Annotated in this window: 14 protein-coding genes and 1 tRNA gene; 2 read left to right on the top strand and 13 right to left on the bottom strand. The window is 61.8% G+C overall.

What is annotated here, in order from left to right; genetic code table 11:
• Positions 1–5: 5 nt before the first annotated feature.
• Positions 6–983 carry a response regulator gene (locus GHT07_RS07890; protein ID WP_153584520.1) on the top strand — a complete coding sequence of 326 codons (978 nt, stop codon included), beginning with the start codon at positions 6–8 and terminating at the stop codon, positions 981–983.
• On the opposite strand, the gene cqsA is transcribed toward GHT07_RS07890, so the two are convergent.
• The 3 genes from cqsA to GHT07_RS07875 form a co-directional block, all read right to left on the bottom strand.
• Positions 974–2,251: an alpha-hydroxyketone-type quorum-sensing autoinducer synthase gene (gene cqsA, locus GHT07_RS07885; RefSeq protein WP_153584519.1), complete on the bottom strand. Its 1,278-nt coding sequence runs from the start codon at positions 2,249–2,251 to the stop codon at positions 974–976. The two genes, GHT07_RS07890 and cqsA, sit on opposite strands and share 10 nt — an antisense overlap.
• 167 nt (positions 2,252–2,418) lie before the next feature.
• Positions 2,419–5,202, bottom strand: a complete 2,784-nt coding sequence (secA, locus tag GHT07_RS07880; protein ID WP_153584518.1) for a preprotein translocase subunit SecA — start codon at positions 5,200–5,202, stop codon at positions 2,419–2,421.
• A 128-nt stretch (positions 5,203–5,330) separates the two neighbouring features.
• Positions 5,331–6,299 (bottom strand): M23 family metallopeptidase, encoded by a 969-nt coding sequence (locus tag GHT07_RS07875; RefSeq protein ID WP_323740837.1) that lies wholly within the window; start codon positions 6,297–6,299, stop codon positions 5,331–5,333.
• Positions 6,300–6,327: 28 nt separating this feature from the next.
• On the opposite strand from GHT07_RS07875, the gene GHT07_RS07870 reads away from it, so the two are divergent.
• Positions 6,328–6,636 (top strand): DciA family protein, encoded by a 309-nt coding sequence (locus GHT07_RS07870; RefSeq protein ID WP_153584517.1) that lies wholly within the window; start codon positions 6,328–6,330, stop codon positions 6,634–6,636.
• A gap of 25 nt (positions 6,637–6,661) precedes the next feature.
• On the opposite strand, the gene GHT07_RS07865 is transcribed toward GHT07_RS07870, so the two are convergent.
• The 10 genes from GHT07_RS07865 to GHT07_RS07820 all read right to left on the bottom strand — a co-directional run bounded on the left by GHT07_RS07865 (position 6,662) and on the right by GHT07_RS07820 (position 11,489).
• Complete coding sequence (locus GHT07_RS07865; protein WP_153584516.1) at positions 6,662–7,075, bottom strand: bactofilin family protein; 414 nt, start codon at positions 7,073–7,075, stop codon at positions 6,662–6,664.
• Positions 7,072–7,422: a hypothetical protein gene (locus GHT07_RS07860; RefSeq protein WP_153584515.1), complete on the bottom strand. Its 351-nt coding sequence runs from the start codon at positions 7,420–7,422 to the stop codon at positions 7,072–7,074. Before GHT07_RS07860 ends, GHT07_RS07865 begins: the two co-directional genes overlap by 4 nt.
• A 58-nt stretch (positions 7,423–7,480) precedes the next feature.
• Positions 7,481–8,107, bottom strand: a complete 627-nt coding sequence (locus GHT07_RS07855; RefSeq protein WP_153584514.1) for a bactofilin family protein — start codon at positions 8,105–8,107, stop codon at positions 7,481–7,483.
• Positions 8,108–8,126: 19 nt separating this feature from the next.
• Positions 8,127–8,603 (bottom strand): bactofilin family protein, encoded by a 477-nt coding sequence (locus tag GHT07_RS07850; RefSeq protein WP_153584513.1) that lies wholly within the window; start codon positions 8,601–8,603, stop codon positions 8,127–8,129.
• A 21-nt stretch (positions 8,604–8,624) separates the two neighbouring features.
• Entirely contained in the window at positions 8,625–8,951 is a 327-nt protein-coding gene (locus GHT07_RS07845) for a hypothetical protein (RefSeq protein ID WP_153584512.1), read from the bottom strand.
• 81 nt (positions 8,952–9,032) lie between these two features.
• Positions 9,033–9,353, bottom strand: coding sequence for a hypothetical protein (locus GHT07_RS07840; RefSeq protein WP_153584511.1), 321 nt, complete (start codon positions 9,351–9,353; stop codon positions 9,033–9,035).
• 24 nt (positions 9,354–9,377) lie between these two features.
• Positions 9,378–9,452: transfer RNA gene (locus GHT07_RS07835), tRNA-Thr, on the bottom strand.
• Between the two features lie 23 nt (positions 9,453–9,475).
• Positions 9,476–9,994, bottom strand: a complete 519-nt coding sequence (locus tag GHT07_RS07830; protein ID WP_194792874.1) for a ClpXP protease specificity-enhancing factor — start codon at positions 9,992–9,994, stop codon at positions 9,476–9,478.
• A 29-nt stretch (positions 9,995–10,023) separates the two neighbouring features.
• A complete protein-coding gene (locus GHT07_RS07825; RefSeq protein WP_153584510.1) occupies positions 10,024–10,635 on the bottom strand; it encodes a glutathione S-transferase N-terminal domain-containing protein in 612 nt (203 codons plus the stop codon).
• 101 nt (positions 10,636–10,736) lie between these two features.
• Positions 10,737–11,489, bottom strand: coding sequence for a cytochrome c1 (locus GHT07_RS07820; RefSeq protein ID WP_153584509.1), 753 nt, complete (start codon positions 11,487–11,489; stop codon positions 10,737–10,739).
• Positions 11,490–11,505: the final 16 nt, after the last annotated feature.

The following is an 11,505-nucleotide window of genomic DNA, read 5'->3' as shown; positions in this document are numbered from 1 at the left end:
GCACCATGAGTTTCCCCCTCTTTCACAGACCCGGCACCGTTGTGTTCCTTGACGACGATCCGGACTACCTCGAAATGCTCGGGATGGTGTTGCCGCGGCACTGGCACGTCAAACTGTTCCTGCGGCCCGTCGAGTGCATCAACTACCTGCAGCAGGAGCCGCCTTTCTGGGAGGCAGATGCCTGGAACCAGCAGCAGCTTATCGACCACTGGCGCGGTGGCAAACCGCTGATTCCGCAGATCCTGGCCTATTGGTCGAAGTACACCGAGCGCTATGCGCTCACGCGGGTGTGTGTGGTCGACTATTCGATGCCGGCGATGGATGGCCTCACGGTCCTCGGCGAGCTGGTGGACTGGCCGGGCTCACGCGTGCTCCTGACGGGCCAGGCAGATGAGCAAGTTGCCGTGCGCGCTTTCAACAAGGGCCTGATCGACCAGTTCATCGCCAAACAGACGCCGGACATTTCGCGCCGCCTCATTGACGCTATCGACCACTTGCTCTGCGCCCCGAACGCGCGGCACTCGCAAACATGGCGCGTCACACTCACGCCAGAGCAAAACGCGCTTTTGCGGATGCCATCGGTGAGCCACGACCTGACATCGCTTGCTTCTCGTCGATGGATCGAGCACGTCGTGATCGGTGACCCGTTCGGCGTGATGGGCATGGACGCTGCCGGGGCCGTGACCTGGCTTCAGCTGGAAACGACCGAGGGCCTGGCAGCCTTGGCAGAGCTGGCCGAGCTCGAAGGCATCAGCCCCGAGGGCCGCGAAGACATTCGAAACGGCCACAAGCTGATCGACCTGGAGCTGCGACAGGCGCTTGGCCGCAAAGGGCCGCCCGAGCTGAATCCGGCCTTTGCGGTCGGCCATGTGGGCACGCTGATCGGCTCGCTGTTCGCAGTGGACCCCGCGTACTGCCCCGACCCGGCGAACAGCTACAGCGGCTGGCTGGACCGACAGGGCAACCGCAACGTTCAGGGTTGAAAGTTGGCCTGGTGCGCGGCGCTGGCGCCCTGTAGGCGGGCAGCGCGATTGCGTCGTGCAATCGGCCACTCCCACGGCTTGACCACCGGTGCAATTGCGCGCGCAACGTTTTCCACGTGTTCAAGCTCGGCCTGCGTCAAGCCGGCAGTCAGTGTCAAACGCACCATTGCGCGGTTCTTGCTCGTGGCGGGCGCACAAAAGATGGCGCCAACAACCCCACGCTCTTCCAGCATGTCCCGCAGGACCATCGCAGCCGGCTCACTGCCCGCCTCCAGCGAAATGATCTGCTCCGAGCCTTGATGAATCGGAAAACCCGCGTCGGTCAGGCTGGCGCGTAGCCGCCGCGTATTGTCGCGCAGGCGCTGGCGGGCATCGTCGCTGCGCCGGATGACTTGCAGCGTCGCATGCAGCCCCGCCACTTCATGGGGCAGCAGCGATGAGCTGAAGATGTTGGGAAAGCTCGATGACTGCACGTAGTAGCGCATGCACGCCGGTACCGTGAAGAAACCCGCGCGACCGGCGAAAGCCTTCGCCAGGCTCGCGGTAATGAAGTGCACGCGGCTCGTCAGGCCGAGCTGGGCGCACAGGCCTGCCCCTTGCGGCCCGTGGGTTCCCAGCGAATGCGATTCGTCCACCACGATGGTGCAGCCGGCGCTCTCGCACACTTCCACAATTTCAAGCAGCGGGCACAGTGCGCCTGTGGTGCTGTAGACCGAGTCGACAACGACAATTCCGGCGCCGTGCCGCTCGATCATTCGTGCGAGATGCGCAGGATCGTTGTGGCGAAATGCGTGGCCGGGTGCCTTGGCTGCTCGCACTCCCTCCCACAGGGACATGTGAGCAAGACTGTCGAGGTAGACCGGGGTCGATTCATCGGCAATGCTCTGCAGCAACCCCATATTGGCGAGGTAACCGGACTGGCAAAGAATCCCGTCTTCCTTGCCAACCCAGTCAGCCATGGCTCTTTCGAATTGGTGCGCCGGATGTCCATCCAGCAAGAACACACCCGATTGCACGACCGAGCCCGTATCCTGCCGCAGCGTATTGACCTGTGCCTGCACGATCTCCGGGTGGCCGGTCACGGCGAGGTAGTCATTGCCGTCCAGCCGGACGGCACCGGGTGCAGCGCCTTTGCCGTGCAGGACGAACCTGCCGCCCCACTCATCATTCCATCGGTTGGTGAATTCGCGATCTATGCGCTGGCGCAGGGCAGTTGGCATCTGCGGTTCGCGCGCGGGGGCAATGCTCCTTGTAACGACGTCTTCCATGTCACACCCATAAAAACTTGGTGTTGCCATTGAAGAGGTTTTTGCCAAAAAGTTACGGTAGACCCCTGTCAACATTAACAGGGGGCTCATCGTAAACGGAGACAATTTCCGCTAGTGCTTATACTAAAGTAGCACCAAAAAGCACTGCCTTATGGCACCACACACGCCTATGCAAGCTTGCCGTGGCACTGCTTGTATTTTTTGCCGCTTCCGCACGGGCAGGGATCATTGCGACCGACATGCGGAGCATTGGCGACCGCCGCAGCGGCCAACGCAACTGCCGACGGCTCACGCCGCGTCGTGGCCTCGTCGATCTTGGTTTCGACTTCGCCGGTTTCAGTTGGCGCCGTGTAGGTGACGTTGGCGATTCGCTCGGCCCGGCTTTCCATGTCCTCGGCCGCCTGTTCGAGCTGTTCGCCGGACTGCACCTGCACCGTCATCAGCACCTTGGTCACTTCGTTCTTGACAGAGTCGAGCAGCTGGCCGAAGAGCTCGAATGCCTCGCGCTTGTACTCCTGCTTGGGCTGCTTTTGCGCATAGCCGCGCAAGTGAATGCCCTGGCGCAAGTAGTCGAGTGCCGAGAGATGCTCGCGCCAATGCGTATCGATGCTTTGCAACAGCACGATCCGCTCGAACTGTGTGAAGTTCTCTGCCCCGATCTGTTCGACCTTGGCATCGAATGCCTGGTTGGCAGCAGCAAGGACCTTTTCGAGGATGTCCTCGTCGGTGATGCTGCTGGCCGCCTGCACTTCCTGCTGCAGCGCGAGGCTGATGCCCCACTCATCGGCCAGCACCTTTTCCAGGCCCGCCAGATCCCACTGCTCTTCCACCGTCTCGTAGGGCACGTACTGATGAACGAGGTCGGTGAAGCAGCCCTGACGCAGGCTCGCGATCTGTGCGGACAGGTCGGCGGCGTCGATGATGTCGTTGCGCTGCTGGTAGATCACTTTGCGCTGGTCGTTCGACACGTCGTCGTATTCGAGCAGCTGCTTGCGCACGTCGAAGTTGCGGGCCTCGACCTTGCGCTGGGCACTTTCGATGCTGCGCGTGACGATGCCGGCCTCGATCGCCTCGCCGTCAGGCATCTTGAGCCGATCCATGATCGCTTTGACGCGATCACCCGCGAAGATGCGCATCAGCGGATCGTCGAGCGACAGGTAAAAGCGCGACGAACCCGGGTCGCCCTGGCGGCCCGAACGGCCACGCAACTGGTTGTCGATACGGCGCGACTCATGGCGCTCGGTCGCGATGATGCGCAAGCCGCCTTGTGCCTTGACCGCTTCGTGTTCGCGCTGCCAGTCTTCGCGCACTTGCGCAATGCGCGCCTGCTTCGTGCCGGCGTCGAGCGACTCGTCATTCTCGATCGCCTCGATGACCTTCGAGATGTTGCCTCCCAGCACGATGTCGGTGCCGCGGCCCGCCATGTTGGTGGCGATGGTGATCATCTTCGGCCGGCCAGCCTGTGCGACGATTTCAGCTTCGCGGGCGTGCTGCTTCGCGTTGAGCACCTGGTGCTCAAGACCTGCCTTGTTAAGCAGCTCGTCGATGATTTCCGAGTTCTCGATCGAGGTCGTGCCCACGAGCACGGGCTGGCCGCGCGAATAGCACTCCTGGATGTCCTTGATCGCGGCTTCGTATTTTTCGCGCGTGGTCTTGTAGACGCGATCGAGCTGGTCGGTGCGCTTGCTCGGCCTGTTCGGCGGAATGACGATCGTCTCCAGGCCGTAGATTTCCTGGAATTCGTATGCTTCGGTGTCGGCCGTACCCGTCATGCCGCACAGCTTGTTGTAGAGGCGGAAATAGTTCTGGAACGTGATGGAGGCCAGCGTCTGGTTCTCCGGCTGGATCGCAACGCCTTCCTTGGACTCGACGGCCTGGTGCAAGCCGTCGCTCCAGCGGCGGCCCGACATGAGGCGGCCCGTGAATTCATCAACGATGACGACTTCGCCGTCCTGCACCACGTAATGCTGGTCGCGGTGATACAGGTGGTTGGCGCGAAGTGCGGCATTCAGGTGGTGCATCAGCGTGATGTTTGCCGGGTCGTACAGCGAAGCACCTTCGGGAATGAGGCCCAGGTTGAACAGGATGCGCTCGGCGTTCTCGTGCCCCTGCTCGGTCATGAAGACCTGGTGGCTCTTTTCGTCGACGGTGAAGTCGCCCGGGCGGATGATGCCTTCGCCAGTGCGAGGATCCGCTTCACCTTCCTGCTTGGTGAGCAGCGGCACAACACGGTTGATGGCGAGGTACAAGTCGGTGTGGTCTTCTGCCTGGCCACTGATGATCAGCGGCGTGCGCGCCTCATCGATCAGGATCGAATCAACCTCGTCGACGATCGCGTAGTTCAGCCCGCGCTGCACACGGTCGCCCGCCTCGTACACCATGTTGTCGCGCAGGTAGTCAAAACCGAATTCGTTGTTCGTGCCGTAGGTGATGTCGCTGCGGTAGGCGGCCTGCTTGTCTTCGCGGGACATGTTCGGCAGGTTCACGCCGACTGTCAGGCCCAGGTAGTTGTAGAGCTTGGCCATCCACATCGCGTCGCGATTGGCCAGGTAGTCGTTCACCGTGACGACGTGGACGCCCTTGCCCGTCAGGGCATTCAGGTAGACCGGCAGCGTTGCGGTCAGCGTCTTGCCTTCGCCCGTGCCCATCTCGGAAATCTTGCCGTAGTGCAACGACATGCCGCCTTGCAACTGCACGTCGAAGTGGCGCATCTTCATCGAGCGCTTGGAGCCCTCGCGCACCACGGCGAATGCTTCGGCAAGAAGGTCGTCGAGCGTTTCGCCGTTGGCAAGCCGCGCCTTGAACTCGTCAGTCTTGCCGCGCAATTGCGCTTCACTGAGCTTTTCGAGCTCGGGCTCCAGCGCATTGATGCGCTCGACAACGCGGCGATATTGCTTGAGGAGTCGGTCGTTGCGCGAGCCGAAAATTGTCGTCAGGATGTTCTTGGCCATGCACGCGATGCTGCCCGGCCGGCCATCTGGCCGCACGGCAGCGCAATTCCGTAGTTGTTGTCAGCTTGGAAGCTGGGGGCTGCCCGCGTCCAAAGCAAGACCGCAGGGCAACAGCAAAGCCAGTGATTTTACCTGCGGGTCGCGCCCTGCTGGGGGCCATTGCCCAGCTTCGCTGTCTGAATCACGGGCAGGTTGCTGCCCGCCGACAGGAACTTCTGCGGGTCTTGCGGGACGCTTTGCACCAGCACCTCGAAGTGAAGGTGCGGCCCTGTTGAGCGGCCCGTCGTGCCTACCTCGGCGATTTTTTGGCCGCGCTTGATGAGGTCACCCTTCTTCACGTAGATGCGTGACGCGTGGGCATACCGGGTGATCAGGTCATTGCCGTGATCAATTTCGATCAGGTTGCCGTACGCAGGATGAACTTCCTGGGTGACCACGATGCCACCGGCGGCAGCAAGAATGGCGGCGCCGGGATCTGCCTGGAAATCAAGGCCCGTGTGCAATGCGGACCTGCCTGTGAACGGATCGATGCGCCAGCCGAAATTGGAGCCCAGATGCCCCTCTTTCACGGGCTGCTGCGTAGGCACCATCATGTTCTTGATGCGCTGGTCGAAAAGGCGCGATTCCATCACCGTCATCAGGTCGTTGCTATGGCCGGTTGACTTCTCAAGATCCGCAAGCGTGGCTTGCAACTCTTCCAGCGAGAGCGGACGGCCCTCTACGAGCGCTCCGCCCTGATGGGGTGTGCCCTTGAACTCAGCGGGGTTGATACCTGCCAGGCCCGATACGCGCTCGCCGAGTGATTCGAGCTGCACCAGTTTGGCTTGCATCTCGCCGAGCTTGCGGGCCATGGCGTCAAGGTTTTCGCGCATGAAACGGTCGCGCTGCTCGAACTCGTCCTTGACGACCAGCCGCACCAGCGTGCCAATCACCGGCCACCCCTCACGAGCACCCTTGAGGAACACCCAGTGATAAAGCCCTGCCGACATGAGCATCAACGCAAGCGACAGCCCCATCAGGGCCATGACGAGCTTGGTGCCACTCAAGTGCACGGCGCGGCTCTTGGCGAGCCACGCATCCGTGATAATGAAATGCACTGATATCCCCTCGTTCGACTGTTATTGCATGAACCGCCGCCTGCACCCTGTTTCACTGCTCCAGGCTGCCGAGGGTGCGCCCATGTTGGCGCAGCTCGCGCAGCTCGCCCGCGAATCAGGCGAACGGCTCCAGGCCATCGAAATGCTGATCCCTGCGCAGCTGCGGCCTGCCGTTCGGCCAGGCCCCATCGATGGGGATGCCTGGTGCCTGCTGGTCGACAGCAACTCAGCCGCTGCCAAATTGCGGCAGGTGGTCCCGGCGTTGCTGACTCAGCTGCGAGCCCGGGGGACGCAGGTTAACTCAATTCGCCTGAAGGTCCAACTAGCAGGAAAGTAGTCAGACCGCGCCGGGCCGAGCTTGTTCAGTCGGGCTTTTGCCCGTCGATATCGCCGCGATATTCGACCTTGCCGCGAAGGCGCGCGCGCGGATGGATATCGATCACATCGTCGTAGCTCGCATCGCCCAGCAAGGTGCCTGTGCCGGTGATTTCAAGCGCCTTGCGCGCAACTACCGTGCCGCTGACCTTGCCTTCGATGTAGATGTAGTCGGCTTCCATGCGCGTAGCTTGCAACACGCCGGAGACCCCGACGTGGATCGTGCCGCCCTGGCCAAACATGACGTTGCCTTCAAGCACACCGTCGATCTTGATGCCCAGATCCTGAGGCGACTGGAAGTGACCCGTGAACACGGCTCCTTGCGCCACCAGGCTGGAGATGGCCGTCAACTTCTCGACTGGGACCAGCCGCGGTGTGGTCGGTTCTGACTTTGCGCTCATTGCTTCTCCTTCGTTTTCAACTTCTGTTCAGGTCTGAGTGAAATGCCGGGCTGCGGCTCGACGCCTGCGGGCGGGGCCGCGATGGGCGGCGCTGCTGCACTTATCCCGGGGCTGAGTTGCAGACCCGCGGGCTGGGAGAGTTCGCTGCGCGTGAGGGGCAGCGAGACGCGCCACGATGCAGGCACCCACCCGAGCGCAGCCGCTGCAACCACCGGAAAAATCCAGCGTGTTCCCAGCCACTTGGCCCAACGCCATGTGAGCCTGCGGCGGCGCACAGCGGTGTCGCGCGCCCAGCTGGCTTGAAGCGCCGCCTGCCGCAGCGCTTCGCTGGATGGAATGGCCTGCACGCCCGAGGTCAATAGTCAAGGCACCCGCCTGCCCTGCTGCCGGCGCAGCGGAGCGTTGTCATGATGGTGCGCCCGTCGTGCCGGCGTTGTCGAGGTAGCCTGGCGGAAACTTGACTTCAGGCAACGGATCCACTGTGGGCGCTGGTGCAGAGACAGCCGCCTCAGCCGGCTTGGACACCGCGCCCGCAGCACCGGGAGCCCTTTCGAGCGTGGCATTGAGCTCGCTGCCATTGACCTGGATGCGGAAGTAGCGCACGTGCCCCGACACATTGGCCGAGTCGTGCAGCGACACGGATCCGCCCGTGGCGTCGATCAACCCTTCTGTGCGGCCCATGACAGAAATCTGGTCGGCAATGATGTCGCCCTTGACGTAGCCGGTCTCGGTGACGATCACGGCGCCCTTGGTACCGTCGGCCTGCTTGAGGTTTCCCTCGACGTGCCCTTTGACCGTGCAGACGCCGCGAAGCACCGCGTTACCTACGAAATTCAGTCCTTGCGCAATCTCGCTGCGTGCCTGCTTGGACTCGTCGGGCGCTGCAGCGGCGTCGTGCGCAGGGGCCGCCCCCAGGACGGGCACCTTCTTGGCGGGCACCGGCATCTTTGAGCCAAGCGCAACAACGGCCGGACTCTGCTGCCCGCCCTTGTCGTGGGGACCGTTGCCGGCCGGGTGATTTGAATCGGACATTTATGGGCTCCTGTTCCAGTCAGATATTTCCGGTGGGCACGCCGCTCCACTGGGGTGGTGCGGCCTGGGCCGAAGGAATGCGTTCGCCAAGCACTGGCAGCGACTTGCCCGGCCTGAGCGTCATGAATGGGCCTTGCAGATCGGCTCCCTCGTACATCATGAGGTGGCGCGCCGTCACGCTCGCGGTGGAAACGCCGGTGTTCGCAAGGTACAGCGTGCCCATGCACTCCACTTGCGTACCGTCAGGCCCGGCGCCCGGCTCGCCGAGCTGGCCAAAGATGTACATATCGCCGAAGACGCGCACGCGCCCCTTGAGCAGCCCGCCCTGCCAGACGATCACACGCCCTTTGACGTGCACTTCGCCGCCCAGTTGGCCCTGCACCAGGACGCCCCCCTCAAAACTGACGTCACCCTGGAGAACAGTCCCATATGCGATGCGGTTCACCACATTCATGGCGACCGGATCGATGGTGAGGACATCCTCGGAGGTAGTCATTGGCTCAGTGCCCGATCGTGCTCAATGCACCTGCAAAAGCAACCAGATGCCAGCTGCCGCCAGCTCCGCCAGCAACAGCGCAAGACCGATTCCTGCCAGCAGGAGCCCGTGACTCTCCAGCCAGAGGCGGATCCGGCGTGGCCGGCTGCGCGCACGGCCTATCCAGTCGTCGCCGCTGCGCAAGAACCACCATTCGAGCCATGCTTCGCGCAGTTTGTGGCGCGCCTGCCGCATGTCGATGTCGACTCCATTCGATGAGTAGTCCCTGGGCGCCATGCGGCTGCCCAGGACCACGCTCTGCGGGGGCCCAACGATCGAATAGGTGAAATTGAGGTCGACTGCGTCCATCTCTTGTCGCAGATGAGTCTACCCCGGGTGGCTCACCGCCGCCAATGGCAGTGGAGCATCGAAAACGGCAAGGCCGGCAGTTCAGCCCGGCGTTCTGGAGCGCGAAAGGCGTCCCGCATCAGTGAGGCGGCGCTCGATGGGCGCCAGCTCGTCGTTGACCATCTTGAGTTCGACATAGCGATCCATGCGCTTCACGCGATCGGGCTCGCCGTCGATCTGTACACGCAACTGTTCTGCGTCAGCGCGCAGGCGAATCGCCTCGGCGGTCAAGACGGCGGCTTCCTGCTCTGCCATCTGCATACGGGGGCTTGGCAGGCGCCCGACCTCGCCAAGCCATGAGCCGTAGTCCTGCGAGGCGCACCCGGCCAACGCGATCAGGGGAATAAGGACAGCGAGTTTCACGGGGAGCCCCTTGAACAATGAAATTGGTGCCGATTGTCGGGATCGAACTGACGACCTACCGCTTACAAGGCGGTTGCTCTACCACTGAGCTAAATCGGCGAGGTAAGAATTCTAGAACGGCCTTACTTGATGCGTTTGAGTGCCGGGCGAGGGCCGCTTGGCGGCCTAGGGGGATCCGCTGAAGGATCAGGTGCATCCGCTGAGCCTTCCGGCGACACGAGTTGCACAACCTTCGGGTCCTCCTCGGCATGGTTGCCCGCTGCGGGCACGCTGCTCAAAGGCGACGGCCTTGCGGCAGGCTCCTCGCCGCCAGCACTGGACACTGGCACGGGAAAAGCCATGCCCTGTCCGTTTTCGCGCGCATAGATCGCGATCACCCTGCTGACGGGAACCATGATCTCTCGGGCGGTGCCGGCGAAACGGGCCTTGAATTCGATGAATTCATTGCCGAGCTTGAGCGAGCTTGTCGCGTCGAAGCTGATGTTCAACACGATCTCACCGTTCTTCACGTACTCGCGCGGCACTTGAACCGAGTCATCAACCAACACAGCGACGTACGGCGTCAGGCCGTTGTCGGTGCACCAGTCGTAAAGCGCCCGAATCAGATAGGGGCGCGTTGATGTCGATTCGAGGGCATTCATCAGCACAGGAGCTTGAAGAGCGGCGACGTTTACTTGCGCATCACTTTTTCAGACGGCGTCAAAGCTTCAATGTAGGCCGGCCGCGAAAAGATTCGCTCTGCGTACTTCAGCAGGGGCGCTGCATTCTTGGAAAGCTCAATGCCATAGTAGTCAAGGCGCCAGAGCAGCGGCGCAATCGCGACGTCAAGCATCGAGAAATTGTCGCCCAGCATGTACTTGTTCTTGAGGAACACCGGTGCGAGCTGCGTCAGCCTGTCACGGATGTGCGAGCGGGCCTTTTCAAGCGCCTTCTCGTTGCTCTTGGCTGCGCGCGACTCGAGTGTGCTGACGTGAACGAACAGCTCTTTCTCGAAATTGAGAAGGAACAGACGCACGCGGGCACGATCAACGGGGTCGCCGGGCATCAGCTGAGGATGCGGGAAACGCTCATCGATGTACTCGTTGATGATGTTCGACTCGTACAGGATCAGGTCGCGCTCAACGAGGATCGGAACCTGGCCGTAGGGATTCATCACGTTGATGTCTTCTGGCTTGTTGTACAGATCGACATCGCGGATCTCGAAATCCATTCCCTTTTCGAACAGCACGAAGCGGCAGCGGTGGGAGAAGGGGCAAGTGGTTCCCGAATACAGCACCATCATGATGGTTGACTCCTAGACTCAAAGTGAAAACACGGTCGGGCAAAAGCCGGACCGTGCCACAAGGGCGCGCACCCGCGTCAGCGGGCCGCGCTGGATCCTCGTTAAATATTCTTCCAGAACGCCGCGTTCAGTCTCCACGCGACCACCGCGAAGAGACCGAGGAACAGCAATACCCAAACGCCCACGCGGACACGTGAATTCTGGGCAGGCTCTGCCATCCACTGCAGGTAGTTCACGAGATCGCCCACCGCTTCGTCGTACTGCAGCTGTGACATCGTACCCGGCGTAACCTGTTTCCAACCCGTCAGTACCTTGGCTTCATGGCCATGCACGTCCTTGGTTTCAAAAACGGGTTCACGCTCGCCCTGCAGCTGCCAGAACACGTGCGGCATCCCCACATTCGGAAATGCCAAGTTATTCCAGCCGGTCGGACGGCTCGGGTCACGATAGAACGTGCGCATGTAGGTGTAGAGATAGTCGGTGCCAGTGCCACCGCTACCGGCCCTCGAGCGCGCAATCAACGTCAGGTCAGGAGGATTGCCACCGAACCATTCCTTGGCCTGCTTGGGGTCAATCGTGGCCTTCATGGTGTCACCCACCTTGTCGGTCGTGAACAGCATGTTGTCCTTGATCTGCGCCTCCGTCAGGCCCAGGTCACGCAGCCTGTTGTAGCGCATGAAGGTCGCCGAGTGGCAATTCAGGCAGTAGTTGACGAACAGCTTGGCGCCGTTTTGCAACGACTGAAGGTCGTTCATTCGGTTGGGCGCCTTGTCCCAGGCCATGGCGTTTTCGCTCGCTTGCGCAGCCGTGACAAAGCCCAGCGCAGCAACGAGGATCAGGATGAGTTTTTTCATTCTTCTGGTCTTCCGT

The organism is Caenimonas koreensis DSM 17982 (assembly GCF_009646335.1).
GTDB classification, from domain to species: Bacteria; Pseudomonadota; Gammaproteobacteria; order Burkholderiales; family Burkholderiaceae_C; genus Ramlibacter; species Ramlibacter koreensis.
Note: the sequence above shows the minus strand (reverse complement) of the source record. Positions and strands in the feature narration are given on the sequence as shown.